This window comes from Sphingomonas sp. 7/4-4, assembly GCF_027941955.1.
In the GTDB taxonomy this organism is placed as follows: domain Bacteria; phylum Pseudomonadota; class Alphaproteobacteria; order Sphingomonadales; family Sphingomonadaceae; genus Sphingomonas.
In genome coordinates this window covers 2,936,858-2,953,214 of the sequence record NZ_CP115960.1, presented here as the reverse complement: position 1 = coordinate 2,953,214, position 16,357 = coordinate 2,936,858, and the positions used below count along the sequence as shown (strand labels likewise).

General features: G+C 67.0%; 14 protein-coding genes and 2 pseudogenes. 11 read left to right on the top strand and 5 right to left on the bottom strand.

Going from position 1 to position 16,357, the window contains the following annotated elements; genetic code table 11:
• Window positions 1-9 precede the first annotated feature (9 nt).
• The 3 genes and pseudogenes from PIB19_RS14880 to coxB form a co-directional block, all read right to left on the bottom strand.
• A pseudogene (locus PIB19_RS14880) lies at window positions 10-962 on the bottom strand (serine hydrolase domain-containing protein).
• Between the two features lie 282 nt (window positions 963-1,244).
• Window positions 1,245-2,921, bottom strand: a complete 1,677-nt coding sequence (ctaD, locus tag PIB19_RS14875) for a cytochrome c oxidase subunit I (protein WP_271237994.1) — start codon at window positions 2,919-2,921, stop codon at window positions 1,245-1,247.
• 4 nt (window positions 2,922-2,925) lie between these two features.
• Complete coding sequence (gene coxB / locus PIB19_RS14870; protein WP_443018622.1) at window positions 2,926-3,828, bottom strand: cytochrome c oxidase subunit II; 903 nt, start codon at window positions 3,826-3,828, stop codon at window positions 2,926-2,928.
• 390 nt (window positions 3,829-4,218) lie between these two features.
• Between coxB and pyrE the strand changes: the two genes are divergently transcribed.
• From pyrE to PIB19_RS23110, 8 genes and pseudogenes are all read left to right on the top strand, one after another.
• Window positions 4,219-4,803, top strand: coding sequence for an orotate phosphoribosyltransferase (gene pyrE, locus PIB19_RS14865; protein ID WP_271237993.1), 585 nt, complete (start codon window positions 4,219-4,221; stop codon window positions 4,801-4,803).
• Window positions 4,804-4,909: 106 nt separating this feature from the next.
• Window positions 4,910-5,638 (top strand): pyridoxine 5'-phosphate synthase, encoded by a 729-nt coding sequence (locus PIB19_RS14860; RefSeq protein WP_271237992.1) that lies wholly within the window; start codon window positions 4,910-4,912, stop codon window positions 5,636-5,638.
• Window positions 5,635-6,048 (top strand): holo-ACP synthase, encoded by a 414-nt coding sequence (gene acpS, locus PIB19_RS14855; protein ID WP_271237991.1) that lies wholly within the window; start codon window positions 5,635-5,637, stop codon window positions 6,046-6,048. The genes PIB19_RS14860 and acpS overlap by 4 nt, the downstream gene beginning before the upstream one ends.
• On the top strand, window positions 6,048-6,929 hold the full coding sequence (lepB, locus tag PIB19_RS14850; RefSeq protein WP_271237990.1) for a signal peptidase I: 882 nt from the start codon (window positions 6,048-6,050) through the stop codon (window positions 6,927-6,929). Before acpS ends, lepB begins: the two co-directional genes overlap by 1 nt.
• Window positions 6,926-7,993: pseudogene (locus tag PIB19_RS14845) on the top strand (AI-2E family transporter); the annotation flags it as partial. The gene lepB and the pseudogene PIB19_RS14845, both read left to right, overlap by 4 nt.
• Before the next feature lie 114 nt (window positions 7,994-8,107).
• Window positions 8,108-8,728: a maleylacetoacetate isomerase gene (maiA, locus tag PIB19_RS14840; protein WP_271241001.1), complete on the top strand. Its 621-nt coding sequence runs from the start codon at window positions 8,108-8,110 to the stop codon at window positions 8,726-8,728.
• Entirely contained in the window at window positions 8,725-10,416 is a 1,692-nt protein-coding gene (locus tag PIB19_RS14835; RefSeq protein WP_336297156.1) for a TonB-dependent receptor plug domain-containing protein, read from the top strand. Before maiA ends, PIB19_RS14835 begins: the two co-directional genes overlap by 4 nt.
• Window positions 10,353-10,772, top strand: a complete 420-nt coding sequence (locus PIB19_RS23110) for a TonB-dependent receptor domain-containing protein (RefSeq protein WP_336297334.1) — start codon at window positions 10,353-10,355, stop codon at window positions 10,770-10,772. Before PIB19_RS14835 ends, PIB19_RS23110 begins: the two co-directional genes overlap by 64 nt.
• Before the next feature lie 80 nt (window positions 10,773-10,852).
• Here PIB19_RS23110 and PIB19_RS14830 read toward each other — a convergent pair whose 3' ends face one another.
• Complete coding sequence (locus PIB19_RS14830) at window positions 10,853-11,944, bottom strand: glycosyltransferase (RefSeq protein ID WP_271237989.1); 1,092 nt, start codon at window positions 11,942-11,944, stop codon at window positions 10,853-10,855.
• A gap of 283 nt (window positions 11,945-12,227) precedes the next feature.
• Between PIB19_RS14830 and PIB19_RS14825 the strand changes: the two genes are divergently transcribed.
• The 3 genes from PIB19_RS14825 (at window position 12,228) to PIB19_RS14815 (ending at window position 14,784) form a co-directional block, all read left to right on the top strand.
• On the top strand, window positions 12,228-13,064 hold the full coding sequence (locus PIB19_RS14825) for a hypothetical protein (protein ID WP_336297155.1): 837 nt from the start codon (window positions 12,228-12,230) through the stop codon (window positions 13,062-13,064).
• A gap of 93 nt (window positions 13,065-13,157) precedes the next feature.
• Entirely contained in the window at window positions 13,158-13,571 is a 414-nt protein-coding gene (locus PIB19_RS14820) for a DUF2141 domain-containing protein (RefSeq protein ID WP_336297154.1), read from the top strand.
• Between the two features lie 10 nt (window positions 13,572-13,581).
• Complete coding sequence (locus tag PIB19_RS14815) at window positions 13,582-14,784, top strand: glycosyltransferase (RefSeq protein ID WP_271237988.1); 1,203 nt, start codon at window positions 13,582-13,584, stop codon at window positions 14,782-14,784.
• Here the strand turns inward: PIB19_RS14815 and PIB19_RS14810 are convergent.
• Window positions 14,718-16,184, bottom strand: a complete 1,467-nt coding sequence (locus PIB19_RS14810; RefSeq protein WP_271237987.1) for a hypothetical protein — start codon at window positions 16,182-16,184, stop codon at window positions 14,718-14,720. The two genes, PIB19_RS14815 and PIB19_RS14810, sit on opposite strands and share 67 nt — an antisense overlap.
• Window positions 16,185-16,357 lie beyond the last annotated feature (173 nt).

The window sequence follows — 16,357 nt, the reverse complement described above, 5'->3', positions numbered from 1 at the left end:
GGCCGCAATCTAGGCGCCGGGCTTCGCCAGCATGACCTTCGCAATTCCGCGGGCGATTTCGCGCGGTTCGGCGCCGCCATTGTTGGTCAGCACGATGATCGCCAGCTTCGCCTCGGGATAGCGCGCATAATAGGAACGAAAGCCGGGCAGGCTGCCGCCATGGCCGATCTCGGCATGACCCTCGACCGATTCGAGCCGCCAGCCGAAACCATAAGGGGCGGCTTCACCGCTGGAGAGCTTCGCCGGAGTCCACATCGCCGCGCGCGGTGCGCCGCCGGTGAGGCCGCCTCGCGCCAGCACGGCTTCCCATTTGGCGAGATCGGCCGCGGTCGAGGTGAAGGCGCCGCTCGGGCGAAGCGCCAGATAGGATTGCGCGTTTAGGAGGCGCCCCTCCCCCAGGAATAGCCGCGCGCACGATGCGGGATCAGGTCGGTCAGGCTGGTCGGTCGCGTCGCGTTCATGCCAAGCGGCCTAAAGATGCGCTCGGCGAAGAAGGCGGGCCAGGGCTTGCCCGAGGTACGGCTGATCACTTCGGCGAGGATGAAATAGCCGAGATTGCTATATTCGAATCGCGTGCCGGTCGGGGCGTTCAGCGGCACGCCATAGGCCGAGCGAATGACCTGGATGTCGCTCTGTACCTTGTCGCCGTCGAAGCCCGGCGCTTCGCGGATGAGCCCGGCGGTGTGGCTGAGCAAATGGCGGATCGTGATCGCCGACCAGCTTGCCGGCGCATCGGGCAGATAAAGCGACACCGGTGCGTCGAGCGCGACCTTGCCGTCCTGGACCAGCAGCAGAATCCCCTCGGCAAGGAACTGCTTGCTGAGCGAGCCGATGTTGAACACGGTATCGGCGCGGACGGGCAGATCCTGCTCGAGATCGGCGACGCCGAAGCCCGCCTGATGGATGATCTTGCCGTCACGCAGGATGGTGAGCGCGACTCCGGGGATGTGCTGCTTGCGCATTTCGTCGAGAACCACGCCATCGGCGGCAGTAAAGCCGGTCTCGCTGGCAGCGGCGGGAGCATCGCGTACCGCCGTTGCGCCGAGGAGGGTGCGGCGATCGCGACCAGCGCGATGACCCGGCCGAGCAAGACGAGGCGCATTTTGCATTCTCCCGCGATGGAATCGCATCACGAAGGTATCGTGCGGCCTTGTGCCTCACAAGGGCAATACAGTTCGCCAGCGCCCAAACGAAAACGCCCCGGAGTTTCCCCGGGGCGCTTGCGTCTGCCTTTCGGCGAATGCTTAGTGGTGCGCGTTGCCGTCGATCACCGGCAGCGTCTCGAACTGGTGGAACGGCGGCGGGCTGGACAGGGTCCATTCCAGCGTCGTCGCGCCTTCGCCCCACGGATTGGCTTCCGCCTTCTTGCCCGCGATCAGTGACCAGATGATGTTGATGAAGAAGATCACCACACCGGCGAACATGATCATGTAGCCATAGGTCGCGACCTGGTTCCAGTGCGCGTATTGCTCGGTGTAGTCCGGAATGCGGCGCGGCATGCCCTGCAGCCCGAGGAAGTGCATCGGGAAGAACATCACGTTCACGCCGATGAAGAACACCCAGAAGTGCAGCTGGCCGAGCAGCTCGTTGTACATCCGGCCCGAAATCTTCGGGAACCAGTAATAGAAGCCGGCGAACAGCGAGAACACCGCGCCGAGCGACAGCACATAGTGGAAGTGCGCGACGACGTAATAGGTGTCCTGCATATAGTCGTCGACGCCGCCGTTGGCGAGCACGACGCCGGTCACACCGCCGACGGTGAACATGAAGATGAAGCCCAGCGACCAGAGCATCGGCGTCTTGAAGCTCAGCGAGCCGCCCCACATCGTCGCGATCCACGAGAAGATCTTCACGCCCGTGGGCACCGCGATCACCATCGTCGCCGCGGTGAAGTACATCTTCACGGTCACCGAAAGCCCGGTGGTGAACATGTGGTGCGCCCAGACCACGAAGCCGACCAGGCCGATCGCGACCATGGCATAGGCCATGCCGAGATAGCCGAATACCGGCTTGCGGCTGAAGGTGGAGACGATCTGGCTGACCATGCCGAAGCCCGGCAGGATCATGATGTACACTTCGGGGTGGCCGAAGAACCAGAAGAGGTGCTGGTAGAGGATCGGATCGCCGCCATAAGCGGGATCGTAGAACGCCGTGCCGAAATTGCGGTCGGTCAGCAGCATGGTGATTGCAGCAGCCAGCACCGGCAGCGCCAGCAGCAGCAGGAAGGCAGTGATCAGCACCGACCACACGAACAGCGGCATCTTGTGCAGGGTCATGCCCGGCGCGCGCATGTTGAAGATAGTGGTGATGAAGTTGATCGCGCCGAGGATCGAGCTGGCGCCCGCCAAGTGGAGCGACAGGATCGCCATGTCCACCGACGGCCCGGGCTCGCCATAGGTCGAGAGCGGGGCGTAGACCGTCCAGCCCGTGCCTGCGCCGACGCCGACGAACGGCGAGGCGAGGAGCAGGGTGAATGCCGGGATCAGCAGCCAGAACGAGATGTTGTTCATGCGCGGGAACGCCATGTCCGGCGCACCGATCATGATCGGGACGAACCAGTTGCCGAAGCCGCCGATCATCGCCGGCATGACCATGAAGAACACCATGATCAGGCCGTGCGCAGTGATCAGCACGTTCCAGAAGTGGAGCGCGTCGTCGAGGCTGTGGCCGCCGCCGTGCAGATAGGCGAGCCAGGTCGGCAGATACTGGATGCCCGGGTGCATCAGCTCGGCGCGCATCAGGCCCGAGATGCCGCCGCCGATGATGCCGGCGATGATCGCGAAGATCAGATAGAGCGTGCCGATGTCCTTGTGATTGGTGGACATGAACCAGCGGGCGAAGAAGCCCGGCTTATGGTCGGCATCGTGATGGTCATGCGCATGATCGGCATGCGCGGCGTAGGGAACGGCGGTGTCGGTCATGGTCTCAGTTGCCCGTCGTGTTGCCGGCGGCGGCGTTGTCGGCCGCGGCTTCGTTGGTGGCTGCCGGCTCGGCGGCGTTGGTTTCGGCAGGAGCCGCCTCGTTGCCGGGTGCCGGCGCAGCGGCGGCACCCTTCGGGGCCGGCATCTTGCCGCCCTTCGATGCGACCCAGCGCGCGAACACTTCGGGGCTCACTGCCTCGACTGCGATCGGCATGTACGCGTGGCGCGCACCGCACAGCTCCGAGCACTGGCCGAAATAGAGGCCCGGCTTCTCGATGATGAAGCTGGTCTCGTTGAGGCGGCCGGGAACGGCGTCGAGCTTGATCCAGAAGGCGGGGACCGCCCAGCTGTGGATCACGTCCTGCGCAGTGGTGATCAGGCGGATCGGCACGCCGACCGGCAGCACGACGCGCTGGTCGGTCGCGAGCAGGCGGGGCCCGTCTACATCAGTGCGGTAGCGCTGACCGGCGGGGACTTCGGTCTGCTCCTTGAGCATGTTGGCGGTCAGCTTGATGTCGCCGTGATCGGGATATTCATAGCTCCAGAACCACTGGTTCCCGATCGCCTTGAGCGTCACCGCATTGTCCGGCGCGGGCTTGAACTGCGCGGCGAGCAGCTTGATCGAGGGGACGGCGATCGCGATCAGGATCAGCACCGGCACCAGCGTCCAGGCGATCTCGATCGCGGTGTTGTGGCTGGTGCGCGACGGCGTCGGGTTGGCGCCGCGGCGATAGCGGATGATCACCCAGATCAGCAGCACGAGCACGAATAGCGAGATGATCGTGATCAGCGGCACGAGGATCACGTTGTGGAACCAGTGCGCCTCGCGGCCATTGGGCGTGACCTGCTCCTGCAGGCCGTAGAGCGCGTCCTGCGGCTGCCCGATCGTCGTCGACGGGCCGAGCAACGGCTTGCCCGACGCATCGAGCGTCGGATCGGCGACCGCGGGGTCGCCGCCGCGACGGGTGCCGGAGTCGCCGCGACCGCGGGCGCCGGAGCGACGGTCGCCTCAGGCGCCGTGGCGTTTGCCGCAGGTGCGGCGGCGGGCTCCTGGGCGTGGCCGGGCGCCCCAAGCGCCAGCCCCGCTGCCAGGACAATCGAAGTCAACCCAAGCATGCGCATCTTGTATATTCACCCTGTTCGCGTGGCTGCGCCGTAGGCGAGAGAAAAAGGAAAGGAACCGAGTCAGGGGCCTATACCCCGCTCGACCCCATTCTCAACCCTTTTTGCATGGCCGTTGCGGTGACGGGGTGCCCCCTTAAGAGTGCCGCCGCCTGGAGCTGAAGGAGTGCCTGCGTTGACCCGAGACGAGATTCTGGAGGAGTTCCGCGCCGCGGACGCGCTGCTCGAGGGTCATTTCATCCTTTCCTCGGGGCTCAGAAGCTCGCGTTACCTCCAGTGTGCGCGGGTGCTGATGGATCCGAAGCGCGGGAGCCGGCTGGCCGAGGCGCTCGCCGCGCGCATCCCCGCCGATCTTCGCGCGCAGATCACGGCAGTGGTGTCGCCGGCGATGGGCGGGGTTATCGCCGGGCACGAAATGGCGCGTGCGCTCGGCGTCGAGGCGATGTTCGTCGAACGCCCCACCGGCACCTTCGAGCTGCGCCGCGGTTTTCGTCTCGCGGCCGGCCAGAAAGTGCTGATGATGGAGGACGTCGTCACCACGGGCCTCTCCTCGCGCGAGGCGATCAGGGCGATCGAGGAAGCCGGCGGCCAGGTGATCGCGATGGCGTCGCTGGTCGATCGCTCGGGCGGCAATGCAGTGTTCGAAGTGCCGTTCTTCTCGCTGCTCCAGCTCGACGTTCCCACCTACGAACCCGACGCGCTGCCGCCCGAGCTCGCAGCGATCCCGGCGATCAAGCCGGGAAGCCGGGCGAGCGCATGAAGCAAATCTGCCACCCTTCCGCCGTTCGTTTCGAGCGCAGTCGAGAAACGCATCCGAAGCGCTCGCCAATGTGTCTCGACTTCGCTCGACACGAACGGAGGGGTTGATGACCAACAGACTTCGCCTCGGCCTCAACATCGATCACGTGGCGACCGTGCGGAATGCGCGCGGATCGGGCTATCCCGATCCGGTGCGTGCGGCCCTGCTCGCCGCCGAGGCCGGTGCCGACGGCATCACCGCGCATCTGCGCGAGGATCGCCGCCACATCACCGACGACGACATCGCCCGGCTCTCCGCCGAGCTGACGATCCCGCTCAATCTCGAAATGGCGGCCACCGAAGAGATGCTCGCGATCGCGCTGCGCCATCGCCCGCACGCCGTCTGCATCGTCCCCGAAAAGCGCGAGGAGCGCACCACCGAGGGCGGTCTCGACGCCGCCGGCCAGCACAATCACCTCGCGCCGATGGTGGCGAAATTGCGTGAAAACGGCAGCCGTGTCTCGCTGTTCATCGAGCCCGACGAGCGCCAGATCGACGCGGCGCTCCGCCTCGGGGCGCCCGTCGTCGAGCTTCACACCGGGCGTTACTGCGAACTGGCCGAGGAAGAGCGCGCCGGCGAGCTGCGCCGCATCGCCGACGCCGCCGCCCTCGCCGCCAAGGCCGGGCTCGAGCCGCATGCGGGTCACGGCCTGACCTTCGACAATGTCGTCCCCATCGCCGCGATCCCGCAGGTGATGGAGCTCAACATCGGCCATTTCCTGATCGGCGAAGCGATCTTCGAGGGGCTGGCACCGGTGGTGCAGCGCATGCGCGCGCTGATGGATTCGGCGCGGTGATCCTCGGTCTCGGTTCCGACCTCTGCAACATCGAGCGGATCCAGTCCTCGCTCGACCGCTTCGGCGCCCGTTTCGAGCAGCGCGCCTTCACCGAGATCGAGATCAAGAAGGCCGCGCGCCGGCCGCACAATTACGCCGCGACTTTGGCCAAGCGCTTCGCCGCCAAGGAGGCGTTTTCCAAGGCGGTCGGAACCGGGTTCAAGCAGGGCGTGTTCCTGAAGGACATCGGTGTCGTCAATGCGCCATCGGGGGCGCCGACGCTGGCGTTGACCGGCGGAGCGAAGGCAAGGCTTGACGCCCTCACTCCCGACGGCCACGTCGCGAAGGTGCATCTCACCCTGACCGACGATCATCCCTGGGCGTTCGCCTGCGTGATGATCGAGGCGATCGCGGTCGGGAAGGACGATTGATGACCTTGGTCGCGGATGAGTTGGCGTTGACGCACGAAGAGGGTTTGTACGAGGACGCGGCCGAGACCCGCCGGGGCACCGATTGGTGGGCCGAATTGCGCGGCATATTCTGGCTGGTGCTGGCCGTGCTCGGCTTTCACAGCCTCGTCGCCAAGCCCTTCTACATCCCGTCCGAATCGATGATGCCGGGGCTGCTGGTCGGCGATCGGTTGGTCGTCACCAAATATCCCTATGGCTACAGCTTCGTTACGCCGACCTTCCACCTGCTGCCGTTTATGCCCGGCCGGCTGTTCGGCAGCCTGCCGAAGCGCGGCGACGTGGTGATCGTGACGCCGCCAGGCACCGAGACCGACTATATCAAGCGCGTGATCGGGCTGCCGGGCGACACGATCGCGGTGCGCGAAGGCGTGGTCTATCTGAACGGCAAGGCGGTCCCGCGCCGCGCCACGGGCACGCGCGACATTCCGGTCGACGCCAATACCCGCTGCGACGCCGACCATTATCGCGACCGGCTGGTCCGCGGCGCCGACGGCAAGGCCTATTGCCGCTTGCCGATCGTGCGCGAGACGCTGCCCAATGGCCGTTCCTACGACACCGTCGATCTCGGCTGGAGCCCGGGCGACAATTTCGCCGAGATCCGCGTGCCGAAGGACCGCGTGTTCCTGATGGGCGACAATCGCGACAACAGCGCCGACAGCCGCTTCTCGATCGCGCAGAACGGGCTGGGCGGGCCGGTGCCGTGGGAGAATATCGGCGGCCGCGCCGAGTTCATCACCTTCTCGCTGGACGGCAGCGCGAGCTGGAATCCCCTGAGCTGGCCGGCGTCGTTCCGTTCGGGGCGCGCCGGCACGTCGCTCCACCCGACACAGGAGGCCAAATGACCGCCGAGTCTCCGCACAGCGAAGGTATCCGGGTCGTGCAGGAGCCCGGCCCCAACGAACTGCGCGATCCGATCGTGCGCGCCGAGCTGAAGCGGGCGTCGGTATGGTTCGGGCTGGGCATCGGCGTTGCCTTGGTAGTGCTGCTGATCCAGCCGCTGCTGATCATCTTCGGCGGACTCGTCGTCGCGTCGATGCTGGACGGCGGCGTGCGGCTGCTCGGCCGCGTGCTGCCGATCCCGCGCGGGCTGCGGCTGCTGATCGTCGTATTGTTCGTGCTCGGCTTCATCGGCAGCGTCTTCTATCTGACCGGAGTCCAGATCGCGCTGCAGGCCGAGCAGCTCCGCACCACGCTGGAAGTCCAGGGCAACCGCGTCGTCGAGTGGATCTCGGGGCTGGGGCTGATGCCCGGACGCGCCGACATTACCAGCATGGCGCAGCAGGCGCTCGGATCGATCGGGCGGCTGACCTCCGCGGTGGGATCGGTGCTCGGCGCCGGCGCGAGCCTGTTGATGGTGCTTTCGATCGGCCTGTTCGTCGCGATCGAGCCGCGCATCTATGAGCGCGGGCTGCAATGGATGGTGCCCGTCGCCGCGCGCGACGATTTCTCGGTGACGATCGGCCGGATGGCGCGGATGCTGCGCGTGCTGCTCGCGGGGCGCCTGCTCGGCATGGTGTTCGAAGGCGTGGTGACGTGGATCCTGCTGTCGATCGCCGGCGTGCCGATGGCGCTGCTGCTCGGGATCATCACCGGCATCCTCGCCTTCATCCCCAATATCGGCGCGTTCGTCAGCGGGGTGCTGATGATCTCGGTGGGGTTCAGTGCGGGAACCGATACCGGCTTCTGGGCGATCGCAGTCTATTTCGGCGTGCAGACCTTCGACGGTTATGTGCTGATCCCATTGGTCGCCAAGAAGACGGTCGATCTGCCGCCCGCGCTCACGCTCTCGGCGCAGATCCTCGCTAGCACCCTGTTCGGCTTCATGGGGCTGGCGCTCGCCGATCCGATCGTCGCGATGATCAAGGTCGCGCTCGAAAGCGAGGCCGAGCGCGCCGCGAAGGCGCAGGACAGGGAGCCTCGCGCCTTCCACTGGCGGGTGCGCCACCGCGACACCGTCGCCGCAACCATCGCGGAACCGCCGGGGCAACCCCCGTTACTTGAGCCACCCCGGGGAGGTCCCATGCTGCTCCATGACTATTTTCGCTCGTCCGCGGCCTATCGTGTCCGTATCGCGCTCAACCTGAAGCATGTCGCGTATGAAAGGCGCGAGGTGATGCTGCTCGAGAACGAGCAGCGCAGCCCCGAGCATCTCGCGCTCAATCCGCAGGGCTTCGTTCCCGCGCTCGAGATCGACGGCAAGGTGCTGACCCAGAGCCTCGCCATCATCGAGTGGCTCGATGCGCGCTATCCGGAGCCGCGGCTGATCCCTGCCGATCCCGATGCCCGCGCCGCGGCGATGGCGCAGGCGCTGGTGATCGCCGCCGACACCCATCCGCTCAACAATCTGCGCGTGATGCGGCGACTCAAGGCGATGGGCATCGAGGACGACGCACGCGACGAATGGACGCGCCACTGGATCGCCGAGGGTTTCGCCGCATTGGAAGCAATGATGGGAGACGGCCCGTTCCTCGGCGGCGCCACGCCCTATATCGCCGACGTGTTCCTCGTCCCCCAGATGTTCAATGCGCGCCGCTTCGGCGCCTCGATCGACGCGTTCCCCAAGCTGGTTCGCGCCGATGCGGCGGCACAGGAGATCGAGGCCTTCGCCGCCGCGCATCCGGACCGCGTGGCGCCCCAATGAGGCGATTCGGCGTCGGGGCGGGTCTGTTGCTCGCCACGCCCGCGCTGGCGCAGACCGATCCGAACGAGATCCTGGTCACCGGCCGGGGACTGGATGCGCCGCCCGGCGAAGCCGCGTACGACATCGTCACCATCGAACGCGAACGGCTGACTTCCACCGCCAGCAACCGGCTGGAGGACGCGCTTCGCGACGCCGCCGGTGTGGCGCAATTCCGCCGCTCCGATTCGCGCTCGGCGCATCCGACCAGCCAGGGAGTGACGCTGCGCGGGCTCGGCGGCAATGCGTCGAGCCGGGCGCTGGTGATGCTCGATGGTGTGCCGCAGGCTGATCCGTTCGGCGGCTGGGTGGCGTTCCCGGCCTATCTGCCCGAACGGCTCGCTTCGGTCCGCATCACGCGCGGCGGGGGCAGTGGCTATGCCGGGCCGGGCGCGCTCGCCGGCACGATCGACCTGACCAGCGGATCGCCCGCCGATCTCGGCGCCCTCCGGCTCCGCGCGGCCTATGGCAGCCGCGACAGCGTCGACGCGACGGCATTGGCCTCGGCAACGCTCGGCACCGGCTTCGTCACGCTCGCCGGGCAATATGCGCGCGGCGACGGCTTCATCCCCGTGGTCGAGGAGGATCGCGGCCCCGCCGATCGCGCCGCGCCGTACGAGCAGGCCAGCCTCGCGCTGCGCAGCGTCGTCGACATCGGCGGCGCCGAACTCCAGGCCAATGTCTCGGGCTTCACCGACCGGCGCGACCGCGGAGTCGATTTCACCCGCGTCGCCAGCGACGGTGCCGATGCCAGCATCCGGTTGGTCAAGCGCGGCGATTGGGGATGGTCGGTGCTCGGCTATGTCCAGACCCGCCAGTTCGCGAGCGGTTTCGCCAGCGTCGACGATGCGCGCACCACGGCGACTGCGACGCTCGATCAATATAATGTCCCGGCCACGGGGGTCGGCGGGCGCATCGAGATCGCACCCCCGATCGGCAACGGAATCACGCTCCGGCTGGGCAGCGATGTCCGGCATGTCTCGGGCCGGACGCAGGAGCTCTACACCTTCGTCTCCCGCGCGCCGACGCGCCGCCGGGTCGCCGGAGGCGAAAGCACTACGATCGGCGGATTCGCCGACGCGAGCTACGAAGCAGGGGCGCTCACGCTCAATGCCGGCGGGCGGCTCGATCGCTGGACGATCACCAAGGGTTCGCTGGTCGAGCGGCCGCTTGCAGGCGGGGCGGCGCTGACCGACATGGCCTTTGCCGATCGCAGCGGAACCGAAGCGACCGGACGGGTCGGGGCAGCGTTCGCAGCCGGGCCCGTCACCTTGCGCGCCGCGGCCTATCGCGGCTGGCGGCTTCCCACGCTCAACGAATTGTACCGCCCGTTCCGCGTCGGTGCCGACGCGACCGCCGCCAACGCCGCGCTCGATCCCGAACGGCTGAGCGGTGCCGAGATCGGTGTCGACTGGCGTCCGGTCCCGCAATTGACGCTGCGCGCCACCGGCTATTGGAACCGGCTCGACGATGCGATCGCCAATGTCACGCTCGCCAGGGGCCGGGCACCTTTGCGGGAGTCGGCTTCGTCTCTGCGGCGGGCGTCTATCGCCAGCGCCAGAACCTCGATGCAGTCGAGGCGCGCGGTATCGAGCTGGACGGCAGGTTCGAAAGCGGGCCCCTCAGCATCGGTGCGTCATATGCGTTTGTAGATGCACGCGTCCGCGCATCGGGCAGCGCCGCCGCGCTCGACGATCTTCGCCCGGCGCAGACCGCCACGCATCAAGCCTCGGCGACCTTGGCCTGGCATCGCGGCGATCTCGGTGCGTCGCTCACTGCGCGTTATGCCTCGCCTCAGTATGAGGACGACCAGAACAGCCGCGAGCTCGCCGATGCGCTCACCTTCGACGCGGTTGCCGCACTGCCGCTCACCCGAAACCTGAGCGTGGAGGGACGCGCCGAGAACCTCGCAGATGCGCGGGTCGAGGCGGGGATCAGCGGGCCGGGCGTGATCGAGCGGGCGACGCCGCGGACGCTGTGGCTGGGCCTCCGCTACCGGCTGCGCTGAATCCGTGCTCCGGCGCAGGCCAGAGCGTGGGCGAGCATGGTACCCGCTACCCTAGGCTCCGGCCTTCGCCGGAGCACGATTCAGGTGTGGCGGGCAGCGGCCAGTTGGTCGAACAATGCGAGATATTCCGCGATCGGATCGCCGGCGGCGGCGACGGGAGAGGGACGGATGGCGGCCGGGTTCAGCCAATGGTCTAGCGCCGCGACCAGCGTTTCGGGATCCTCGCGGGGAATGACCATTCCGTGTTCGGGCAGAGTGATGATCTCGCGGACGGCGACGCTCGACTCGGTCGAGATCACCGGGGTTCCCACCGACAAGGCCTCGCGAAGCACCCCGGGAACGCCTTCATAGTCCGACGTGAGTACCGCCACGGTCGCTCCGGCAAGCGCGGGGAGCGGATCGCCGACGTGGCCGGGCATCGAGACCCGCGCGGTGAGGCCCAGCGCCGCTACCTGCGCTTCAAGGGCTGCCCGCGCGCCGCCTTCGCCGAGGATCAGGAGCTTCACGTGCCTGTCGGCGATATGGGGAAGTGCGGCGATCAGCCGGTCCCAGCGCTTCTGGGGCTCGAGCCGGCCGACGCCGATGATGTAGCGGCCGTCAGGCAGCTTCACCGGCGCGGCATCGGGACGCCGCAGTGCAGGCGGATTGGCGATGACGCTCACTCGATCGGCCGGCATCCCCATCTCGGCCCTCGCCTCCGCCGCCATCGCCGGAGTCATCGCCACGACATGGTCGAGGAAGCGCGGATGAAGCCGCAGCCAGCGCCGATAGGCCCAGGCGGCGATGCGGCCCTGCTCGGGTCGGATCAGTGCGTTCGAAACCTTGGCGACGATCGGCGGCGATGCGCGGCCGAGGCGCAGCCGGGCCATCGCCGCGACGGCGCTATAGTGATTGCCGGGGCAGAAGATCAGGTCCGGAGCGGTCGCGCGGGCATGCCCGGCGAGCGCGAACAGCGCCGAATAGCGGGCGTCGCCGAGCCGGATCAATTCGATGCCCGCAGGGATCTCGGCGGCCAGCGGCCCTTCTTCGCTGCCGAGCACCAGCGTCACGCGCCGGCCCTCGCGAAGCCACCCTTCGGCCATGCGCAGCAGTGCGCGTTCGACCCCGCCGCCGCGCATGGTTTGGGCGCAGGTTAGGATGTGCTGCGCGGTTTCGGAATAGGTGCGGTGCAACATATGCCCTTGCGGATTGCCACTCTTAGGCCCAAATCGCCCCCGCAATAAACCGCAATCTGCTGTCAATCCGCCACCTCCGCACGGGCGCGCATATCGGGGAGGCGATGCAAGACGCGGAAACAAAGCGAAATTTGTTTTGACGTGTCTGCATCGGAAATGACCCAGTGAATGAACCAGCAGTGGAGGCTTCGGTGAACACCAGCGCTGTCGAAGCTCCATTGGGGAGCGCGCCGGACCTTGCGGGCCTCGAACCCGTCGAAAAATCACGCGCCGCTGGCCGATGCTGCTGGGCGGCGCGCTGACGCTGCTGATGATCGGCGCACTGGCGCACGAGCTGTTCGATTCGGGGCTTGCCGGGCTTTCACGGCGGCTGCCGACCAGCCCATTCTTCTATCTGGCCTTCGCGCTATATTATCTCGGGCCGCCGACCTTCGACTATGTGATCTTCAGGCGGCTGTGGAACATCCCGCTCGCCGGCATGGCCGCGCTCCACAAGAAGCGCATCTCGAATGAAGTGCTGGTCGGCTATTCAGGCGAGGCCTATTTCTACGCCTGGGCGCGGCAACGTACCCAGATGGTGGCAGCGCCCTTCGGCGCCGTGAAGGATGTGACGATCCTGTCGGCGATCGCCGGCAACATGGTCACGCTGGCGATGATCCTGCTCGCCGCGCCGTTCGGCATGGGCCTGCTCACCCATGTCCAGCAGAATTGGGTATGGGGATCGATCGCGATCATCGTCGCCACCTCGCTGCCCTTCATGATCTTCTCGCGGCGTGTCTTCTCGCTGCCGCGCGGCACCTTGTGGTGGATCTTCGGCGTCCATTGCGTGCGTATCCTGACCGGTTCGTTTCTCATCGCGGTCGCCTGGCATTTCGCGCTGCCGCAGGTCTCGGTGGGCTTCTGGCTGCTGATGGCCGCCGGACGCCTGCTCGTCTGGCGCCTGCCGCTCGTCCCCAACAAGGAAGTCGCCTTCGCGACGATCGCCGGCGTCGTGATCGGACAAGGCGAAGCGCTCTCCGAACTGATGGCGCTGATCGCGGCGCTGACGCTGCTCGCGCACGTCGCGCTGATCGCAGCCTTCAGCGTCCATGCGCTGGTCACGAGGAACAAGAAATGATCCGCTCCGCTTCTCTCCCTCGCGCTTGCTGCGCTGGCGCTGCCCGGCGCGGCGCGCGCGCAGGATCCGATCGACGGTTCGTGCGCGCACGGCGTGGGGCCCAAGCTCTATGTCAACGTGACCGGCCTCAAGGATCGCAGCGGCCGTCTCAAGCTCGAACTCTATCCGGGCAACGAGGAGGATTTCCTCAAGGACGATCGCACGATCAAGGCGGAGGGCAAGCAGATGCGCCGCGTCTGGTCGCAGATGCCCGCCTCAGGCCCGGTCACTTTGTGCATCCGCGCGCCGAGCGCCGGGCAATGGGCCTTGCTGTTCACCCACGATCGCGATGGTAAGAACAAGTTCAACTTCTGGCAGGACGGCGCCGGCTTCCCGAGCAACCAGCGGCTCGGCCGCAGCCGCCCGAAGGTGCGTCAGGCGCTGGTCAACATTCCGGCCGCCGGCGGCCAGATCACCGTGCGCGCGCAATATCTGAAAGGGCTGGGCGGCTTCGGCCCGCTCGACTGAGGAGACGGCCATGCGGATCGTCGACGTCAACGAATTCTACTCGCCGACCGGCGGCGGGGTGCGCACCTATATCGACCGGAAAATCGGGATCATGGCCGATCTGGGCCATGAGCTGACCGTCATCGCGCCGGCGCTGGAGGACGGCGTCGAGGATCGCCCGGGCGGCGGCCGAATCCTGTGGGTCAAGTCGCCCGCGTTGCTGCTCGACCGGAATTACTGCATCTTCGTCAAGGACGAGCCGGTGTGGGAATTGCTCGACAAGCTTCAGCCCGACATCCTCGAATGCAGCTCGCCCTGGCTGCCCGCCTGGACGGTCGCCAACTGGAAGGGCCCATCGCTCAAGGTATTCTTCGCGCATGGCGACCAGATCGGCGCCTATCCCCAGCGCTGGCTCGACAGCGTCGCCAGCCCGATCCAGGTCGAGAACGCCTTTGCCTGGTACACGCGGTACATGAACCGCTTCCTCGGCCATTATGATGCGTTCGTCACCAACGGGCCGGCGCTCGCCAAGCGCTTCCGCCGCCGCGGCATGCATGTCGACGCATCGATGCCGCTGGGGATCGAACGCAGCTGGTTCTCCCCCGATCTGCGCGACGAGAAGCTCCGCGTCGCCTTGCTGGAGCAATGCGGCTTGCCGCCCGAGGGGCATTTGCTGCTCGGATTGGGGCGGCATCACAAGGAAAAGCGCTGGCCGCTGGTGATCGATGCCGTCGAGGCGGCGGCGACCGATATTCCGGTCGGGCTGATCCTGATCGGCGACGGGCCCGAGCGCCGGCAGCTCGAGGCGCGGATCGCCGGCAGTCCGCATATCCGCATCTTCCGACCGGTCTATGATCGCGTCCGGCTGTCGCGGATCATGGCGAGCTGCGATGCGCTGGTGCATGGCTCGGATGCCGAGCCGTTCGGCCTGGTCGCGTCGGAAGCTCTGGCGTCGGGCCTGCCGCTGATCGGGCCCGACGAGGGCGGGTTCGCCGAGCTTGCCGACCCTCTGTTCGCCGAGACCTACGCGGCCCGCGATGCGCTGTCGGCAGCCGATGCGATCCGCCGCATGTTCGCGCGCGAACCGGCGATCCTGCGCGCCGCCGCCCGCGTCGCTGCGGGCAAGGTGCGCAGCGACCGCGACCATACGGTCGAGTTGATGGCTTATTATGAAGGGCTTCTTGCCGCGAGGCGGGGCACGGCCAGGCCTGCGGTGCTGCCCGGCGCGGCATAGATTTCGAGCAGCGACTTGCCGAGCGGATAGCGCCCGCGCAGCGCGTACTTCCCCTCGCGCAGCCGTTCGATCACCAGATTGCGCGATTCCGCGCGTTCTCCGGAAAAGGCAGGGGCCATCACGACCACCTCTGGCCGCTTTGCGAAGATCCGGCCGATCTCGGCGAGCTGATCGACGCCGACCGCGCCGTTCTCGCGCTCGCGGGACAAATGACTGGGATAGACCCAGGGGCTCAGCGCACAGCGCCCGGAGCGCGAATAGAGGCTCGAATTGCCCGAATAGACATACAGGCAGCCCGGGCCCTGGCCGATCACCTCGGTCAGCGTCTCTAGCTGTGCGGCGTTGCCGCGATGCCAGCCGGCGCTCAACACGGTATATTCCCCGCCAAGCCCGGCGGCGAGCAGCAGCAACGGCGTCACGATCCGCCTGCCCGCCTGGTGGCTGCCGAGGAAGCCGGCGCAGCACAGGCAGGCCGGCAGCATCACCGGCAGCGCGTAATGGTTAAAGTACGTCCCGAACACGATCAGCCCGAACACCGAGGCGATCAGCCAGCCGAAATAGAGCGCACGCACCGGGCGCTCGCTCTCGTCGTTGACCGGCACATGGCGCGAGAGCCCGCTGACGATCAGCAGCGGCCCGAGGATCAATGCGACCTTGAGGAAGGCACCGACCAGAACCAGCGCCGGATCGCTGTTGCGGGCGAGGATCGAGCCGAGATTGGCGTAGAACCACGCATTGCCGTGCCCGATCGCCGCATAAACGCCCCAAGCGAGCAGGGTCGGGATCATCGCCACTGCGATCAGTGCCGCGCCGAAGCGCACGATGCTATGCAGCGGATAGCCCAGCCGCCGCTCGCGCCACAGCAGCCAGAGCCCGAGGAACATGCCTTCGAACAGCACCGAATATTTGACCTGCAGCGCGACGCCGATCAGCGCCATCGCCGCGATTGCCTTGCCCTTGCGGAGCCGCTCCGAATCGGCCGAGGCGGCGCAGGGCAATGCGAGCAGCATCGCGAAGGCAGTGATCAGATTGTAGAAGACCGGCGCCTGCCCGCTCTGGCCGTCGCCGAAGCCGAGCATGAGGATATAGAGCAGGGCCGCGACCAGCCCGCCTTTTTCCCAGCCGGCATGCGCGGCGAGCCGCAGGATCAGCATTGCGGTCAGCACCACGCTGGCCAGCGCCATTACCTGATAGATCCACAGGCCGAGCACCGGGCCGAACGCCGCGGCAGGGAGGTAGATCAGGAACAGCCCGATCGGCTTGCGGTCCCAGATGTCGACGTACGGCAGGGCGCCGTCGAGCATCCGCTGCGCCGTGAGAAAGTAGAATTCCTCGTCGACATGGACCACCGGGTTGCCGAACGCGACGGCGCGCACCGCGATCGCCGCGAGCAGCAGCACCGCCCAGGGGGTACTGCGTCGAGCAGAACCGCAAGCGAGGGCAAGCGCGCCGTGCGCACTGCGACGGCGCCGTTGCCGTTGCCGGCCATCAGCTCAGGCGACCATGCCCGGAGTCCGCCTTCCGAAACGAGACCATGCGATTTCTGCCTTGTTTGCGACCCACTTAGCTGCTG

Coding starts and splice junctions, on each gene's coding strand:
- PIB19_RS14815 (WP_271237988.1), top strand. CDS start 13,582: ATGCGGATCGTCGACGTCAACGAATTCTACTCGCCGACCGGCGGCGGG.
- PIB19_RS14835 (WP_336297156.1), top strand. CDS start 8,725: ATGAGGCGATTCGGCGTCGGGGCGGGTCTGTTGCTCGCCACGCCCGCG.
- PIB19_RS14825 (WP_336297155.1), top strand. CDS start 12,228: ATGCTGCTGGGCGGCGCGCTGACGCTGCTGATGATCGGCGCACTGGCG.
- lepB (WP_271237990.1), top strand. CDS start 6,048: ATGACCTTGGTCGCGGATGAGTTGGCGTTGACGCACGAAGAGGGTTTG.
- PIB19_RS14860 (WP_271237992.1), top strand. CDS start 4,910: ATGACCAACAGACTTCGCCTCGGCCTCAACATCGATCACGTGGCGACC.
- maiA (WP_271241001.1), top strand. CDS start 8,108: ATGCTGCTCCATGACTATTTTCGCTCGTCCGCGGCCTATCGTGTCCGT.
- ctaD (WP_271237994.1), bottom strand. CDS start 2,921: ATGACCGACACCGCCGTTCCCTACGCCGCGCATGCCGATCATGCGCAT.